At 45.6% G+C, this 17,602-nt stretch carries 12 protein-coding genes; 5 read left to right on the plus strand and 7 right to left on the minus strand.

Going from position 1 to position 17,602, the window contains the following annotated elements; all coding sequences use genetic code 11:
* Positions 1-6: 6 nt before the first annotated feature.
* From NI461_RS04200 to epmA, 5 genes are all read left to right on the plus strand, one after another.
* On the plus strand, positions 7-1,230 hold the full coding sequence (locus tag NI461_RS04200) for an acyl-CoA dehydrogenase (protein WP_253156634.1): 1,224 nt from the start codon (positions 7-9) through the stop codon (positions 1,228-1,230).
* A gap of 239 nt (positions 1,231-1,469) precedes the next feature.
* Positions 1,470-2,870: an MFS transporter gene (locus NI461_RS04205; RefSeq protein WP_174660147.1), complete on the plus strand. Its 1,401-nt coding sequence runs from the start codon at positions 1,470-1,472 to the stop codon at positions 2,868-2,870.
* Between the two features lie 65 nt (positions 2,871-2,935).
* Positions 2,936-4,189, plus strand: a complete 1,254-nt coding sequence (locus NI461_RS04210; protein ID WP_174660146.1) for a CaiB/BaiF CoA-transferase family protein — start codon at positions 2,936-2,938, stop codon at positions 4,187-4,189.
* A 162-nt stretch (positions 4,190-4,351) separates the two neighbouring features.
* Complete coding sequence (locus NI461_RS04215; RefSeq protein WP_174660145.1) at positions 4,352-5,419, plus strand: 4-phosphoerythronate dehydrogenase; 1,068 nt, start codon at positions 4,352-4,354, stop codon at positions 5,417-5,419.
* Positions 5,416-6,396: an EF-P lysine aminoacylase EpmA gene (epmA, locus tag NI461_RS04220; RefSeq protein WP_151204882.1), complete on the plus strand. Its 981-nt coding sequence runs from the start codon at positions 5,416-5,418 to the stop codon at positions 6,394-6,396. Before NI461_RS04215 ends, epmA begins: the two co-directional genes overlap by 4 nt.
* An 88-nt stretch (positions 6,397-6,484) precedes the next feature.
* On the opposite strand, the gene NI461_RS04225 is transcribed toward epmA, so the two are convergent.
* The 7 genes from NI461_RS04225 to NI461_RS04255 all read right to left on the minus strand — a co-directional run bounded on the left by NI461_RS04225 (position 6,485) and on the right by NI461_RS04255 (position 17,482).
* Positions 6,485-7,726, minus strand: a complete 1,242-nt coding sequence (locus NI461_RS04225) for a multifunctional CCA addition/repair protein (protein WP_151204883.1) — start codon at positions 7,724-7,726, stop codon at positions 6,485-6,487.
* An 83-nt stretch (positions 7,727-7,809) separates the two neighbouring features.
* Entirely contained in the window at positions 7,810-10,089 is a 2,280-nt protein-coding gene (locus NI461_RS04230) for an NADP-dependent malic enzyme (RefSeq protein WP_151204884.1), read from the minus strand.
* A gap of 142 nt (positions 10,090-10,231) precedes the next feature.
* A complete protein-coding gene (locus NI461_RS04235) occupies positions 10,232-13,111 on the minus strand; it encodes an EAL domain-containing protein (protein WP_151204885.1) in 2,880 nt (959 codons plus the stop codon).
* A 174-nt stretch (positions 13,112-13,285) separates the two neighbouring features.
* Entirely contained in the window at positions 13,286-13,996 is a 711-nt protein-coding gene (locus NI461_RS04240; protein ID WP_151204886.1) for a 16S rRNA (uracil(1498)-N(3))-methyltransferase, read from the minus strand.
* 30 nt (positions 13,997-14,026) lie between these two features.
* Positions 14,027-14,863 (minus strand): methylenetetrahydrofolate reductase [NAD(P)H], encoded by an 837-nt coding sequence (metF, locus tag NI461_RS04245; protein WP_174660144.1) that lies wholly within the window; start codon positions 14,861-14,863, stop codon positions 14,027-14,029.
* Positions 14,864-15,046: 183 nt separating this feature from the next.
* Positions 15,047-16,429, minus strand: a complete 1,383-nt coding sequence (ahcY, locus tag NI461_RS04250) for an adenosylhomocysteinase (protein ID WP_151204888.1) — start codon at positions 16,427-16,429, stop codon at positions 15,047-15,049.
* 528 nt (positions 16,430-16,957) lie between these two features.
* Positions 16,958-17,482 carry a tetratricopeptide repeat protein gene (locus tag NI461_RS04255; protein WP_253156636.1) on the minus strand — a complete coding sequence of 175 codons (525 nt, stop codon included), beginning with the start codon at positions 17,480-17,482 and terminating at the stop codon, positions 16,958-16,960.
* Positions 17,483-17,602: the final 120 nt, after the last annotated feature.

Below are 17,602 nucleotides of genomic sequence, written 5' to 3' on the forward strand. Positions count from 1 at the left end.
GACATTATGAATCAAATGGTCGATACTAAAAAAGCAAGCAAATCATACTTCAACTGGCAGGATCCATTTTTACTGGAACAGCAGTTGACTGAAGAAGAACGCATGATTCGTGACAGCGCACAGGCTTATTGTCAAGACAAGCTGATGCCGCGTGTGCTCGAGCAGTTCCGTCATGAAAAAACCGATCTGGCTATTTTTCGTGAGATGGGCGAGCTTGGTCTGTTGGGTCCCACCATTCCTGAGCAATATGGCGGTGCGGGTTTAAATTATGTCAGCTATGGCCTGATTGCCCGTGAAGTGGAGCGGGTCGATTCAGGTTACCGTTCCATGGCCAGCGTACAAAGCTCTCTGGTGATGGTGCCGATCAACGAGTTTGGTTCTGAAGAGCAGAAACAGAAATATTTACCGAAACTGGCTTCGGGTGAATACATTGGCTGTTTTGGTCTGACCGAGCCGGATCATGGTTCTGATCCAGGTAGCATGATCACGCGTGCCAAGAAAGTCGAGGGTGGTTACCGTCTGACAGGTGCGAAAATGTGGATTACCAACAGTCCGATTGCCGATGTATTTGTGGTCTGGGCCAAAGAAGTCTCAGCAGAGGGTAATGTCGGTGATATTCGCGGCTTTATTCTAGAAAAAGGCTGGGAAGGGCTGTCTGCACCAGAAATTCACGGCAAAGTCGGTCTGCGTGCTTCGATTACCGGTGAAATCGTGATGGATAATGTCTTTGTGCCAGAAGAAAATGCGTTTCCGGAAATTCGCGGCTTACGTGGTCCATTTACCTGCCTGAACAGTGCACGCTATGGTATTGCCTGGGGTGCAATGGGCGCAGCTGAATTTTGCTGGCATACCGCCCATCAGTACACCATGGACCGTAAACAGTTTGGCCGTCCACTGGCTGCCAATCAGTTGATCCAGAAGAAGCTGGCGGACATGCAAACTGAAATTGCTTTGGGCCTGCAAGTGGCTTTACGTTTTGGCCGAATGAAAGATGAAGGCATTGCTTCAGTGGAAGGGACTTCACTGATCAAGCGTAATAACTGTGGTAAAGCGCTGGAGATTGCGCGTCTTGCACGTGACATGCTGGGCGGGAACGGTATTTCTGATGAGTTTGGCGTTGCCCGTCATCTGGTGAACCTTGAAGTGGTGAATACCTATGAAGGCACACATGATGTACATGCCTTGATTTTGGGCCGGGCTCAAACAGGCATTGCCGCATTCTGCAATTAATTAAATCAAACTTTTCTTATTGATCTGAGGATGTTCATACCTGAGCATCCTGCAGGATACTTATCTTAAAAAATTAATCAAAACGTCAATAAAGGATTCATCGTAAAACATTCTTGTCAATCGATGCTTATGCAAGCCTGTGTCTAAAAAATATCGGAATAAAAATAATAAAGAACAGGCAAGCAAAGGTGGAGGACTGGGACTGTCGATGGCTCATTTGGGAAAATGAGGTAAATGGAATGAAGAATGAGATTAATCATACGTCTGCGGTCGCAGCGCTGAAGTTGCCCTCGAATGTAGGCACTCTGCATCGTATTACAGCACATACCTGGAAACTGGCCTTTATTTTTGCTTTTATTTCACTGGTGATTGACGGCGTGGATATCATGCTGTTGTCGTTCAGTCTGACCAGTTTGAAAGCAGAGTTTGGCCTGACTTCTTTTCAGGCTGGCATGCTAGGAAGTGCTTCTTTGGCAGGGATGGCGCTGGGCGGCATTACGGGTGGATGGGCCTGTGACAAGTTCGGGCGGGTAAAAACCATTGCCTGGTCTGTGGTGTTTTTCTCGATCATGACCTGTATTTTGGGATTTACCCAAAGTTATGAGCAGTTCATGATTTTACGTTTTATTGGTGCTTTTGGACTCGGTTCACTCTACATGGCCTGTAATACGTTAATGGCTGAATATGTACCGACCAAATACCGGACCACAGTCTTAGGAACGCTACAAACTGGACAGACGATTGGCTATATTGTCGCCACTTTAATGGCCGGAGCCATCATCCCTGATTATGGCTGGCGCATGCTGTTTTATGTAACTATTATTCCTGCGGCCTTTGCCTTGATTTTTATGCGCTTTGTGCCAGAACCGGCATCTTGGCAGGAAGAAAAAATCAAGCAATTGCAAAATCGTCATATAAAAGCTGAAGCTGAGCCGACGCTACCTGTTGCCCAACAGCCAGCGGAAAGTATTTATAAGCGTATTTTTGGCCACCAGCAGCACCGTAAAATGTTTTTGCTGTGGATGACCACTGCGGCATTTTTACAGTTTGGCTATTATGGCGTAAATAACTGGATGCCTACCTATCTTGAAACCGAACTCAACATGAACTTCAAGGCATTGACCGGTTATATGGTAGGTGCATATACGGCCATGATCCTGGGCAAGATTTTAGCGGGTTATCTGGCAGATAAATTTGGCCGCCGGATCACTTTTGTATTTGGTACGGTCAGTACAGCTGCCTTTTTACCGATTATCATTTTCTATAACAGCCCGACCAATATTGCCTACTTACTGGTCACATTTGGCTTCTTATATGGCATTCCATATGGCGTGAATGCAACGTATATGGCGGAAACCTTTTCTACTGATGTGCGGGGAACTGCGATTGGCGGTGCCTACAATATGGGACGCTTGGGCGCAGCTATTGCTCCTGCAACGATTGGAATTATTGCTGCGGGCGGTTCATTTACCCTGGCCTTTATTGTGATGGGTGCCGCCTACTTTATTGCTGGTGTAATTCCTGGACTCTTTATTCGTGAGCGTCAATATGACCCGCAAGCCAATCTGGTGGTTCCAGCAGATGAAGAAGCTAAAGCTAAGAAGACGGTAGTGTCGGACCGACCAGCTGCTGTGAAATAAAACCTGAAATAAAAATGATCAGGATGGAGCAGTAAGGTCCATCCCCCTTAAAAAGGAAGAAAGATATGGGAGCTTTACAGGGAATTCGTGTTTTAGACTTGAGTCGCGTGCTGGCAGGACCTTGGTGCGGACAGATTCTGGCTGATCTGGGTGCTGAAGTCATCAAGATTGAAAGGCCGCATGTCGGGGATGATACCCGGATGTGGGGACCGCCCTGGATGTCGGACCAGGAGGGCAATGCCACACGTGAGTCCGGATATTTTCAGTGTGCCAACCGCAATAAATATTCGGTTGCAGTCGATATTGCGAGTGCCGAAGGTCAGGAACTGATCCGGGAAATTGCCAAAACGGCAGATGTGGTGATTGAAAACTATAAGGCAGGTTCACTGGCAAAATATGGCCTGGACTATGCCAGCTTAAGCGCACTAAATCCGAAGCTGGTGTATTGTTCGATTACTGGGTTTGGTCAGGATGGGCCACGTGCCGAAGAACCCGGCTATGATTTCATCATTCAGGGCATGTCGGGCCTGATGAGTATTACCGGTGAAAGTGATGATAGACCAGGTGGAGGCGCACAGAAGGTCGGCGTGGCAGTAGTTGATATCCAGACCGGCTTATATGCAACCATTGCCATACAGGCCGCCCTATGGTCATGTCAACAGAGCGGACGCGGCCAGTATATTGATATGTCGCTCCTCGATGTGCAGGTCGCAGCACTTGCCAATCAGGGCATGAACTATTTAAGCTCGGGTGTTTCGCCGGTGCGGATGGGAAATCATCACCCAAATATTGTGCCTTATCAGACTTTTAAAGCAAAAGATAAGGAATTTATTATTGCCTGTGGTAATGACAAGCAATTTAAAGATTTATGTATGGCCATTGATTTGCCGGAGCTACTACAAGACAGCAGGTTCCAGCGTAATCAGGATCGGGTAAAACATCGGGATGAATTGATTGCATTATTATCTGAATATTTTCTCAGAAAAAATGCCAAAGACTGGGTTGATGCGATCCATGCTGTCAAAGTACCGGTCGGGGTGATTAACTCGATTGAAGAGGCATTGGCTGAACCACAAGTCCAGCATCGCGGCATGGTGGTCGATGTGCCACATCCATTGAATGATCGCTTCCAAGTGATTGCTTCGCCGATCAAGCTGTCTGAAACCCCGGTAGAATATCGGCATGCGCCGCCACAACTGGGCCAACATACCGGCTTTATCTTATCCCGCTTCAAAACTCCGGAACAATTGGCTGCATTGCAGGCCAAAGGCATTATTGATGGCTCGATTCACTCTCTTGCCGATGAGACGGTGGCTTGAAAGCAGCGCCTTGATATTGCTTTCATGACATGCCTTTGCCGGAGTGAATCTCTACTTCGGCTTCTTTATATTGGTATTTTTGCTAAGGATTGATTCTAAGGGAAAATAGTCACATGCCAGTGGACGCGGTATGATACGCAGATGCAGTCATTGGAACAGATTATGAAAATTGTTGCAGATGAAAATCTGGCATTTACCGACTATTTCTTTGCCGAATTTGGTGACATTCAACATCGCGCAGGACGCAGCCTGTCTGCACAGGATGTTAAAGATGCGGATGCTTTACTGGTTCGTTCCGTGACCCAGGTGAATGCAACCCTGTTACAGGGCAGTCGGCTTAAATTTGTGGGTAGTGCCACGATTGGCACCGATCATCTGGATATTGCAGCGCTGGAAAATAAGCAGATCAGCTGGGCCAATGCACCGGGTTGTAATGCGCAGGCTGTGGCTGAATATGTGATTACGGCTTTATTGCATGTGCAGCCAGACCTACTCAATGCTGGTCAGCAATTTACTTTGGGTATTGTCGGCCTTGGCAATGTCGGTTCGCGTCTGGCCACTCTGGCAAAACTGCTGGACTGGAAGGTAATTGCCTATGATCCCTATGTACAGCAGGAACAGGTTCAGCAAGTGGAATGGACGGAACTACTTAAGCAAGCGCATGCAGTCTCGCTACATGTGCCGCTTACCAAAACTGGCCAGTACCCGACCTATCATCTGATTAACGCGGTTAGCTTGGCGCACATGCAGCCTGAGACCTTCCTGATTAATTCCGCACGTGGTCCGGTGATTGAAGAGCAGGCCCTGATTCAGGATATTCAGAAGACTGGAAGAAAAGTGGTGCTGGATGTCTTTGAACACGAACCGGAAATTTCTGAACAGCTGCTTGATCTGCTGACTTTGGTGACGCCCCATATTGCCGGTTATAGTCTGGAAGGCAAGGCACGTGGTACACAAATAATTTATGACGCATTTTGCCAGACGTTTGGCTTTGACAGGCATAAACAGTTTGAAACCCAGTTGCCTGTCTGTGAGCCATTTTTCCAAAACCAGAATTTGAAAATGTCGCTACAACAGCATCTGTCTCAAATCTACGACATTGCCCGTGATGATGCCAGTCTGCGTGCCTGTCTAAAAGACGGCAAGGTTGACCAGCAGGCATTTGACCATTTACGTAAAACCTATCCGCTACGCCGGGAATGGGCAGCACATGGAGGGCCACAAGCATGAGCCAGTCCGTGTCCTATCAACCGACTTGTGATCTGCAAAGTATTCAAGCGCGCGCCAGAATGTATACTCAAATCCGCCAGTTTTTTGCTGAACGTAAAGTGCTGGAAGTTGAAACCCCTGTCTTGTCACAGGCAGGTGTGACCGATGTACATTTAGCATCTATTCAGGCACAGCGCCATGTCATGGGCAAGCTGAGTACTCATTATTTGCAAACCTCCCCAGAATTTGCCATGAAGCGTTTATTGGCCAGTGGAAGCGGGCCGATTTACCAGATTTGTAAAGTTTTCCGTGATGATGAACATGGCCATAAACACAACAGCGAGTTTAGTATGCTGGAGTGGTACCGCCCGGGTTTCAGTCTGAAAGAGTTAATGTTTGAAGTGACTGAGCTGCTAAATGGCGTCCTCAAAGCACGCTTTGGTGAAGTACGGCCAACGGTCCTGAGTTATAAACATGCCTTTATGGATCGTCTGGATTTAAATCCCCTCCAGGCGACTGTGCCACAATTGCAGGATTGCTGCCGCAGGGTAGGACTGAATCTGGACTTGGGCAATGACCGTCTGGGCTATATTGATCTGTTATTTTCACATATGGTAGAGCCAAGCCTGGGTTTTGATACTGTTGTATTTCTGACAGATTTCCCGCCTGAGTTGGCCTCACTGGCTAAAACCACACTTGATGAAGACGGTGAACTGGTTGCTGCACGTTTCGAGCTGTATATTGAAGGGCTGGAACTGGCGAATGCTTATGACGAGCTAATAGATGCCGAGGTTTTGCGCTCTCGTTTTGAAGCGGATAATGCCGAACGAGCAGCACTCGGTTTGCATGTGATGCCCATCGATGAATATCTGCTGGCAGCATTGCCCAAGATGCCGGAATGTTCAGGCATTGCCTTGGGGCTGGACCGTCTGCTGATGGTTGCAACTCGGCAGATGAAGCTAGAGCAGGTGATTGCTTTTCCAGCAGATATTTCCTGATCCAGGCTTAAATTTTGTTTAAGCTTTCTTGGAGACAAGAAGCTTAGGTGTAGGCCTTAAACAATAAAAAGCACCCAAGGGTGCTTTTTTAATCAATATCAATAGTCTGTTGATATTGTTCCTTTAATACTCCCAGTGCCTGAATACGCCGTTCAATCAGCATCTCCCCAATGTCCGGTCCCTGAATATCGGAGGGTAGGTCTTGAGCTTTAATATTTCGTACCAGCTGCATGGCTTCTAGTACATATTGTGCCTGCGGATAAGGCCGGTCTTCCAGACCTAAGCGGCCACGCGAATCACATTCACAGGCTTGTATAAATGCTTCGACACGCTCAGGACGACGTAATACATCCAGCCGCTGCAATAAACGCCATAAAGTGCCGGGCTTCAGATTAAAAGCCTGATGGCATTTTAGATGCTCCTTACATACCGCCAACGCCAGCTGTTTGGTATAAGTCGGTACTTTGAGCCGTTCACATAATGCCGTTACCGGTTTAATGCCGCGCTCTTCGTGCATGATATGTCGCGGTAATTCTTCTACAGGCGTCAGCGCTTTACCCAGATCATGCACCAGAACCGCAAAACGTACATCCAGACTATAATTCTGACGGCAAGCTTGTTGTAAAGACATCATGGTATGAATACCGCAATCAATTTCCGGATGATATTCAGGGCGTTGCGGAATACCATATAACGCATCAATTTCCGGGAACAGAACTTTTAAAGCACCACAACTGCGTAACACTTCAAAATAAACATCCGCATCACGCTCCATCAGGGCACGTGCTGTCTCTTTCCAGACCCGTTCCGGGGTTAGCGCATCCAGTTCACCTGATTCAGTCAATTGTTGCATGAGTAGCAGGGTTTCATCAGCAATCTGAAAACCCTGACGATGATAGCGTGCAGCAAAACGGGCAATCCGCAGGACTCTTAATGGATCTTCAATGAAGGCATCGGACACATGACGTAAAACCCGATTTTCCAGATCTTGCTGACCGCCATACGGATCATAAATCTGGCCGGCCTCATCCATGGCCATAGCATTGATGGTCAAGTCGCGGCGGATCAGGTCCTGTTCCAGCGTTACACTGATGTCAGTGTGAAATTCAAAACCATGATAACCAGAACCGGATTTGCGTTCGGTGCGGGCTAGCGCATATTCTTCTTTGGTTTCTGGGTGTAAAAAAACAGGAAAATCTTTCCCGACAGGATGATAGCCTAAGCTCAGCATATGTGCAGGCGTGGTACCAACCACCACATAATCTTTTTCGTGATAGGGATGCCCGAGTAAGTGATCTCGCACTGCACCGCCTACTAAATAAACTTGCATGAAAAAACCTCTATTCTTAACAGCATCATGCTACAGAATAGAGGTTTTCTCAAGTTAAGAAGTGACGCGAATGCGTATAGTTCTTATAGGGCGTTTTTTTCAACTTCCTGGATTTCAGCCACAGTTAATGCTGTCATGTTCACTAAACGGCGAGTAGTTGCGGTTGGGGTCAGAATATGTACCGGTTTCGCTGCACCTAGTAGAATTGGACCAATTGTTACATTATTCCCTGATGTTGCTTTTAACAGGTTAAATGAAATATTAGCCGCATCCAGATTTGGCATGATCAGCAGGTTGGCAGAACCCTTGAAGCGTGAGTTCGGGAAAGCAAACTGACGGATATTTTCATCTAGGGCTGCATCACCGTGCATTTCACCTTCAACTTCAAGTTCTGGTGCAATTTCAGACAGGAGTTCAAATACACGACGCATTTTTTGCGCGCTGACATCATCCTGATGGGAACCGAAGCTCGAATGTGAAAGCAGGGCAATGCGTGGAGTCATACCAAAACGGCGAACTTCTTCAGCAGCCAGAATAGTCATTTCTGCCAGTTGTTCAGCGGTCGGGTTGGTGTTGACATAGGTATCTGCAATAAACAGGTTACGATCTTCCAGCATCAAGGCATTCAGCGTGAAGAAGGTATTGTGACCGTCTTTCTTGCCAATAACGTTGCTGACAAAGTCCAGGTGGATGTCATAGCTGGAGTAAGTACCACATAACATGCCATCGGCAAGACCATGTTTGACCAGCATTGCAGCAATCAGGGTTGAACGGCGACGTGCTTCACGCTGAGCATACTCAGGCGTAACGCCCTTGCGTTGCATGATGGTGTAATAGTCATCCGCAAACTTCTGGTAATCCGGGTTTTTCTCCTGATCGACAATCGTGATGTTCGCGCCGTCTTCAAGACGCAAGCCCAGCTTTTTGATATTGGCTTCAATCACTGCCGGACGGCCGACCAGAATCGGTTTGGCCAGACCTTCATCGACTGCAATTTGTGCCGCACGAAGTACGCGCAGATCTTCACCTTCGGCATAGGCAATGCGTTTCGGGTCAGATTTTGCCTGTTCAAAGATAGGCTTCATCATGAAGGCAGAATTATAGACGAACTCAGACAGGCGCTGACGATAAGCTGCGAAGTCCTGGATTGGGCGAGTTGCTACGCCAGAATCCATAGCAGCCTGGGCAACTGCCGGAGCAATTTCCAGAATCAGACGTTGATCCAGTGGACCCGGAATCAGGTAGTCACGGCCGAAAGATGCCGATTTTTCACCATAAGTCGAGGCATCAGCTTCGATATGCGCCATGCGTGCAATTGCATGTACACAGGCAATTTTCATTTCTTCGTTAATCGTTGTCGCACCTACATCAAGCGCACCACGGAAGATATAAGGGAAGCACAGGGCGTTATTCACCTGGTTCGGATAGTCAGAACGGCCAGTTGCCATAATCACGTCATCACGAACTTCATGGGCATGTTCAGGCAGAATTTCCGGATTCGGGTTTGCCAAGGCAAAAATGATCGGATCTCTGGCCATGGTTTTAACCATTTCTTTGGTCAGAATACCTGCCGCAGAAAGACCGAGGAACATGTCTGCACCGGCAATCACTTCACCGATCTGAGTCTCTTCAATATCTTGTACATAGGCTTTTTTAGACTCGTCCAGACCTTCACGTTTAGACGTTAACAGGCCACGTGAGTCCGCCACAATGATATTTTCTTTTTTGGCACCCAGTGCGCACAGCAGATTCAGACAAGACAGCGCAGCAGCACCCGCACCTGAAGCAATAATCTTGATCTCATCAATTTTTTTACCGTTGAGCTTCAGCGCATTTAACAGGGCAGAACCTACAATGATAGAGGTCCCGTGCTGGTCATCATGGAATACAGGAATATTCATGCGCTCACGCAGTTTCTGTTCAATATAGAAACATTCTGGAGCCTTGATATCTTCAAGGTTGATGCCACCAAAGGTGGGTTCCAGAGCAGCAACGATATCAACAATCTTATCCGGATCATTTTCTGCAATTTCAATATCGAATACGTCAACGCCAGCAAATTTTTTGAACAGTACGCCTTTACCTTCCATCACCGGCTTAGATGCAAGCGGGCCAATATTTCCCAGACCCAGTACTGCAGTACCGTTAGTGACGACAGCCACCAGGTTGCCACGTGCGGTATAGAGGGCAGCTGTTGAAGGATCACGTTCAATCTCAAGACATGGAGCCGCTACGCCAGGCGAATAAGCAAGGGCTAAGTCACGTTGGTTGACCAATTGTTTGCTTGGTGTAACGCTGATTTTTCCCGGAGTAGGAAATTCGTGATAGTAAAGAGCCTGTTGCTTTAAAGATTGTTCGTCCATCTGTATCTCGATCGTTGTAAAGATTACCCGGCAACCGGGTAAATAAATTAGATTTATGGCTTCGAATATACCATTTGTTAGGCGCTTAGCCCAGTCAAAGCCGCCCGTTTTTCAAACAAAATTATTGAACAGGGCTATGAACTTAGACGTGCAGGGTATAAGAAGCAAAGTTGCGGTTTTGCTCCAAATAGGCAGTCGCTTCCTGCTCTGGCAAAGGTTTGGAAAATAAATAGCCTTGGGCAATATCACAATTTAAATCAAGTAAATAGTCAAATTGTTCCCGAGTTTCGACACCTTCAGCAACCACAATCATTCCCATTGCTTTGCCCATTGCAACTATGGCGCTTACCAGCGCTTCCTGTTTGGTTTCCCCAATTTTAGAGACAAAACTTCGATCAATTTTTAAGATGTCAATAGGAAAGTCGGCAAGATAGGACAAAGACGAATAGCCGGTACCGAAGTCATCTAGAGAAATATTAATCTGGCGCTGCTTGATTTGATCTAGCAGCACTTTAATTGCCTCAGAATTTTCAATCAGGGACGATTCGGTAATCTCAAGTTCTAGGCTGCTGCCAGAAATCTGGTTTTCTGCAATGGCATGATCCAGATCATTCAGGAGCTGACCGCGACGTAACTGCTGTGCCACGATATTGACTGAGACACAAATATTATTAAAACCCAGTTCATTCCATTTTTTAATTTGCTGTGCTGTTTGCTGAATCACTAGGCGGCCAATATCTGAAATCAAGCTGGTCTGTTCAGCCAGTGGAACAAACAGACCGGGTGGAATAATGCCTTTTTCAGGATGGTTCCAGCGTACCAAAGCCTCAAAGCCATAAATTTTCTGGTTGTGGAAGTGAATTTTGGGCTGATAATACACCACCAGTTCATTATTATGCAGTGCTTTGCGCAGATCGCGTTCAATAAAAATCCCTTGCTCGAGGAGTGCAGTATTTTTGCTGGAATAGAAACGAATGGTATTGCCTCCCAGATCCTTGGCCTCACTCAAAGCCTGTTCGGCACAGTTATTCAGATAATCCAGCTGACGGCCATGGTCGGGATAAAATGCAATCCCCATCGACAGGGTAATCACATAATCCTGTCCATAAATATGAAAGGGTACTTTAAAGGCTTCAACGATGCACTGGCAATGCTCCTGCACCGAGGGCCGAATATGCGATATTTCATATAGAATCGCAAAATCATCTCCATTCAGATGGGCAACAAACAGGGCTTCAGCATTGGTGATGCGCAGACGCTGTGCCACCTGGCGTAACAGTTCATCCCCCCCATTATTGGATAGATATTCATTTAACGGGCGGAAGCGATCAATATTGAGTCGAATGACGGCAATTTTCTGGATGGAATCTTTTTGTGAAACCAGATATTGATGTAGCTGATAATTATAGTAAAAACGGTTGGGCAAGTCGGTCAGAGCGTCATAGTTTTCAAGGTAGGACAGACGTTGTTCCTGCAGTTTGCGCTCGGTCAGATCCGAGACAATACCGATATAATGGGTAATACGGTCCTTTTCATCAGTGGTAGCATTAATATGGAGCCACAAAGTCAGTTTTTTACCTGATCGAAATTTTGCATGAATTTCCCCATCATAAGAGCCGGTGTCTTTAACTTTTTTGATGATGGTCGCCCGCATGCTGGGCCGTTGCCCGATTTTAGAAGGGGCAATAATATCAAAAAGGGATTGTCCAATTAATTGATTACGATTAAAGCCGGTCAGATATTCATAGTGGGGATTGACATCAATATAATTGAGTTCCTGATCCAGAATAAAAATCCCTTCGGCGGCCTGTTCCATCACACTGGCAACCAGTTTTAAACGTTCCTGAGATGTGCGTTCCTGCTGAATGTCACGACGAATACCGACCATTCTCAGCGGTTTATGGCTGACTGGGTCGCTGCTAATCACACGACCAACATCATGCACCCAATTCCAAACCCCTGGTGATAGCTGAATCCGGTAAGTCACATCATAACGGTCAACCTGCCCGCGTAGATGCTGCTTGATAGCAGATTTAAAAGATTTAAGATCATCCGGGTGAATCAGTTGCTTTAAATAAATATTATGCTCTTTGGAGCCTCTCAGGATTTTTTCATTCTTATGGTTGACCAAGGTGATTTTCCGGTTGGCAATATCCCAATCCCATGGTCGCAGTCCGGCAATATTGTGTGCCAGCTCCAGATTCTGCTGCTGATTTTTCAGGTCAAGATTAATCTGCTCAATATCATAGGTACGTTCACGCACTTTTTGTTCAAGTAGCTGATTGATGAGCTGGAGCTGCTGTTCAATATCTTTGGATTTGTTGACTTCTTTTTGTAATTGCTGACACAGCTCATCGGTCCAGTCTACCTGTTGTTTGGCTTGCTCAACCAGTAAATGATTTTCCGCAGACAGACAGGAAGTGTGTCGTTGAATACGGTAGCTGCTTGTGGCACAGAGCAGGATCACAATCATGACAAAGTTTAAAGCCAGACCCAAGAAAGGGTTCTCTGATGCAGTGTGTAAAAACTGGGAGGCAAAGAAGGGAATCAGACAGGGGATAAACGTCAGTAAGAAATAGCTGATTTTCTGGGTCAGATAAGTCAGTCCAAAGGTCTGAGTGACAATCAGCAGTAAAGTAGACAGGGTAAGCGCTTCAATTGTACTGAAATTTGGGTCCGCGGTTGGCAGATAGTAATAAATAATAAAAATACCCAGCGCAATACACAGGCCAACAAACAGGCTCTGAACTTGCAGCCAGCGATGGGCAACTTTAAGCTGATACTGTCCAGGTTTAAAATAGAGCGTACTGGTCAGCCAGCAGAGGCTGACGGTAATTTCTGTAAAAATAAACCACTGGTTAAAATATACATGAGAAGGGTGGTAGTAAATCTGGTAAATGCTGAAAATATAAAGACAAATAATCAGGATGCTGAGTAAAAAATATCGACTGTGGCGAAGCGTGTTCGCAATTTGAGCGTAATGTAAATACGTTTGAACATAATCATTTCGATTATCCACCATGTCAAAAAAGCCTTTTGTGCGTCCTAAGTACCCTACTTCTGGTTGCCCTTGTTGTTATATCCACTAAAACCCAACTTTAAATTAATATATTGCCTAATTATTATTGAATTCAGAGTAGAATTTTTTTAAATAAAAATCAATAAAATTAATAACTAAATTTTATAATATCCCTATTTATAGGCGGTAATTTAAAATCGAAAGCGCTACCACAGGCGCAGTTTCGGTACGCAGTATCCGCTCTCCAATACACCAGTTTATAAAGCCTTTTTCATTTGCTGCCTGAATTTCCGCCTCACTTAAACCACCTTCCGGGCCAATGAGCAGGGCAAGATCAGGTGTGGCCTGGGCAAGTACATCAACTTCATCTTTATTAGGAGCAAGAACCAGTTTGGTCGCTGGCAGTTCGCTTGCTAACCAGTCTTGCAAAGACAGGGGAGCTAAAATCTCAGGCACAAGATTTAAACCGCATTGTTCGCAGGCTGCAATTACTACTCCACGCCAATGATTTAATTTTTTCTGATCACGTTCATATTTTAGACGCATTTCACAGCGTTCTGAGGTCAGAAGCTGAATATGAGAGACACCCAGCTCTACCGCTTTTTGAATCGCATAGTCCATGCGTTCCCCCTTGCTCATCACCTGACCCAGAAGAGCTTTAAACTTAGGCGTGCGATTGGTCGGGTTAAAGTGATTGACCTGCACCATTGCCGACTTTTTGGCAATATCTACAAGCTCAACCTCATATTCACCACCTTGCCCATTGAACAAGGTGGCTTTTTCTCCTACTTGAGCACGTAATACTTTGATCCAGTGATGAAATACTGGTTCAGTCAGTTCAAGAGTTTGATCAACTGCTAAATCAGCTTCAATAAAAAAACGTGGCATTCAGGTATTACTCTCAACTAGGAAATTGAATTATGCAAGACCAAGGTCTTTCACAAGCTGAAGGGTGGGGTCGGTGGTATTCATGGTATAGAAATGCAAACTCGGTGCTCCGCCAGCAATCAGGCGCTCACAGAATTTCACCACGACTTCATGACCAAAGGCTCGGATACTGGCAGTATCATCTCCATAGGCGGCTAACTGCTTGCGAATCCAGCGTGGAATCTCGGCACCTGTACCATCTGCAAAGCGAATCAGATTGCTGGCATTGGTAATCGGCATAATCCCGGGCGCTACCGGAATATTGACACCTTCTTTCTGAATACGCTCAACAAAGTAGAAGTAGGCATCCGGATTGAAGAAGAATTGGGTAATCGCTGCATTGGCCCCCGCATTGGCTTTTTCACAGAAACGCTGAATATCCTGGTCAAAACTCTCAGCTTGTGGATGCATTTCCGGATAAGCTGCGACTTCAATAGTGAAATGATCGCCTGAATGTTCACGAATAAAGCGAACCAAATCCTGTGCATAAGGCAGCTCTCCCAAGCCAACCTGACCGGAAGGCAAGTCTCCACGTAGCGCTACAATGCGGTCAATGCCTTGTAGCTTGTAAAGATCTAGTAACTCGGCAATACGCGCTTTGTCATCTCCAATACAAGACAGGTGAGGTGCTACCGGTGTACCTTTGCCATTGAAATCATTGATGGTCGATAAAGTGCGTTCACGCGTCGAACCGCCAGCCCCATAAGTCACAGAGAAGAATTCTGGATTTAAAAGTTGCAGCTCTTGGTGTACAGTTTTGAGCTTTTCCGCACCTGCATCAGTTTTGGTCGGGAAAAATTCAAACGAAATTGGAATCTGTTTTGACATGTTCAAATCCTTTTTTATAAATACTTTTTAATTAGTTTTACCTCTCCTAAATCCTCTCTTGCGCTGAGCTTCAAAGCAGTGCTTTAAGCACGCTCAGGAGAGGAGTTACCCTCGATGACATACATTTGGTAATGAATGTTCCCTCTCCCTATGGGAGAGGGTTAGGGAGAGGGTGGAGTTTAATTAGTATTTATAAGCATCCGATTTAAACGGACCTTCAACTTGAACACCTAAATAATCCGCTTGTTCTTGCGTTAAAGTCGTTAATACGCCGCCGAAACCAGCAACCATTGCAGCAGCCACTTCTTCATCTAGTTTCTTGGGAAGTAGTTCTACACGAATCGCAGCCTGTTTTTGATCTTCAGGCAGGTCGGCAAACTTTTCAGCAAACAAGTGCATTTGAGCAAGTACCTGGTTGGCAAAAGAACCGTCCATCACACGTGATGGGTGACCTGTTGCGTTCCCCAGGTTCACCAGACGACCTTCAGAAAGCAGGATCAGGTAATCGTTTTCATTTTCAGAACGATATACTTGATGAACTTGAGGTTTTACTTCAACCCACTTGTAACCACGTAAATAGTTGGTGTCAATTTCAGTGTCAAAGTGGCCGATGTTACATACCACTGCACCCGGTTTTAAAGTGTCTAACATGGCAGCATCACATACGTGGTAGTTACCTGTTGTGGTAACAATCAGATCCGTGTTTTGCAGAAGCTCAAGGTTGATGTCTTCTTTTTTGCCTGTTTGAACGCCATTTTTGTATGGTGCAACCACTTCGTAGCCGTCCATACATGCTTGCATGGCACAGATTGGGTCGATTTCAGTAACACGTACAATCATACCTTCTTGGCGAAGTGACTGGGCAGAACCTTTACCTACGTCACCATAACCAATCACAAGCGCGCGACGGCCAGATAACAGCATATCTGTACCACGTTTGATCGCATCGTTAAGTGAGTGACGGCAACCGTATTTATTGTCGTTTTTAGACTTGGTGACTGAATCGTTGACGTTGATTGCAGGTACTTTCAGAGAACCGTCTTTCCACATTTCTAGCAGACGTTGTACGCCTGTAGTGGTCTCTTCAGTAATCCCGTGGATTTTTGCCAGCATTTCAGGATATTTTTCATGAACCAGTGCAGTCAAGTCACCGCCATCATCCAGAATCATGTTGGCATCCCAAGGTTTGCCATTGACATTAATCTGTTGTTCTAGACACCATACATATTCTTCTTCGGTTTCACCTTTCCAGGCAAATACAGGTACGCCAGACGCTGCAATTGCAGCCGCAGCATGGTCTTGAGTCGAGAAAATATTACAAGAAGTCCAACGAACTTCTGCACCTAATTCAACCAATGTTTCAATTAAAACTGCAGTTTGAATCGTCATGTGGATACAGCCGAGAATTTTCGCGCCTGCCAGTGGTTTCGCAGCTGAATAACGCTTACGAAGCCCCATTAATGCCGGCATTTCTGCTTCAGCAAGTTTGATTTCTTTACGGCCATAGTCAGCTAGTGAAATATCAGCAACTTTATAATCTGTAAATGAAGCATTAACCGCGTTCATCACGATCTCCTTATAAAAAAACAATAATTGATCATTCAGTTCGCGGATGCCGTTGTTGGTCTGTCTAGAAAAAGACTGGCCGATCGTCGAGCCTGGCGCTTTTACATTTTGTACCTGTAAAACGTCGCAGCATCCCTCGACTAGCGAGGTATTGTACTTGGAAACTAATTCTGTTCCAACTCTATCGCTGCGCTATTTCTAGATAAAGGTCAAAATTTAGGAAAGTTAGTCTGCAAAAATAGTAATCGCGTGTGGAGTTTAGCCAATAAAAAGTAAATAGCTATGCTCAGAAGTCCTGCTAAAAAGTGATTAGATGATGATTCCTGATTATTTTTTCGGACTCAGGCGAGTGTGCTGATTTTCATCTTGTTTTAAAGTAAAGAGGAAATTCAAATTGCTATTATAAATTTGGACAAACGAACTTAAGTATTGAATATCTAACTATAAAAACTGAAGATATTTTTGATTGCATAAAAAACTGGCGAATCTGAAAAGATTGAACAGCCCATCATCTGATGGGCTTCTCATTTATTCTATTTTCTGCTCAATTTCATCTGCTTTTTGTGTCCAGTAATCTGCCTGTTCTTCATCAGCATCAATCCCCAGACCATTGGCATAGATAAAGGCCAGATCACGCATCGCCTGAACGTCACCCCATTCAGCAGCTTGCTTCACCAGTGTGATAGATTTTTCGACATCTTTTTCAATCACATCACCGCGGCGGTAAAAACCTGCCAGTTCCAAGGTTGCTGCAGGGTGCTTCTCGATATTGGCCTTGCTTAACCAGTAATAGGCTAACTCAAAGTGTGCTTTGGATTCTTCCGGGTCTTCTTCCGCCAGTTCTTTGGCATAGACCGTATAGCCTTCACCCAGCCAGTACATGGCTTCAACCAGTCCGCCGTTGGCTGCTTTTAAAGCCCATTCTTCTGCCAGAATGATGTCATCTTCATGCTCACTTTGCATATACAGTTCAGCCAGTTCAAATTGCGCTTCGGTATTACCGGCAAGGGCACGATTAGAAAGGGCAGCAGGAGGAGAAATACGCTGAGTCATAAGGAAACCTCAAATATAGTGGCCCTAGGGTAAAATGAAAGCTCAAGAAAAGCTAATACTGCGCCATAAAAAAGCGATCCGAAGATCGCTTTTAAAACAGTATTGTTAAATTGCTATAAA

Source organism: Acinetobacter sp. S4400-12 (assembly GCF_024129495.1).
In the GTDB taxonomy this organism is placed as follows: Bacteria; Pseudomonadota; Gammaproteobacteria; order Pseudomonadales; family Moraxellaceae; genus Acinetobacter; species Acinetobacter lwoffii_C.

Excerpts from the sequence above, each read along its gene's own strand:
- NI461_RS04200 (WP_253156634.1), top strand. The coding sequence starts at position 7 with ATGAATCAAATGGTCGATACTAAAAAAGCAAGCAAATCATACTTCAAC.
- ahcY (WP_151204888.1), bottom strand. The coding sequence starts at position 16,429 with ATGAACGCGGTTAATGCTTCATTTACAGATTATAAAGTTGCTGATATT.
- NI461_RS04215 (WP_174660145.1), top strand. The coding sequence starts at position 4,352 with ATGAAAATTGTTGCAGATGAAAATCTGGCATTTACCGACTATTTCTTT.
- NI461_RS04240 (WP_151204886.1), bottom strand. The coding sequence starts at position 13,996 with ATGCCACGTTTTTTTATTGAAGCTGATTTAGCAGTTGATCAAACTCTT.
- NI461_RS04255 (WP_253156636.1), bottom strand. The coding sequence starts at position 17,482 with ATGACTCAGCGTATTTCTCCTCCTGCTGCCCTTTCTAATCGTGCCCTT.
- NI461_RS04230 (WP_151204884.1), bottom strand. The coding sequence starts at position 10,089 with ATGGACGAACAATCTTTAAAGCAACAGGCTCTTTACTATCACGAATTT.
- NI461_RS04225 (WP_151204883.1), bottom strand. The coding sequence starts at position 7,726 with ATGCAAGTTTATTTAGTAGGCGGTGCAGTGCGAGATCACTTACTCGGG.
- NI461_RS04205 (WP_174660147.1), top strand. The coding sequence starts at position 1,470 with ATGAAGAATGAGATTAATCATACGTCTGCGGTCGCAGCGCTGAAGTTG.
- NI461_RS04235 (WP_151204885.1), bottom strand. The coding sequence starts at position 13,111 with ATGGTGGATAATCGAAATGATTATGTTCAAACGTATTTACATTACGCT.
- NI461_RS04210 (WP_174660146.1), top strand. The coding sequence starts at position 2,936 with ATGGGAGCTTTACAGGGAATTCGTGTTTTAGACTTGAGTCGCGTGCTG.
- epmA (WP_151204882.1), top strand. The coding sequence starts at position 5,416 with ATGAGCCAGTCCGTGTCCTATCAACCGACTTGTGATCTGCAAAGTATT.
- metF (WP_174660144.1), bottom strand. The coding sequence starts at position 14,863 with ATGTCAAAACAGATTCCAATTTCGTTTGAATTTTTCCCGACCAAAACT.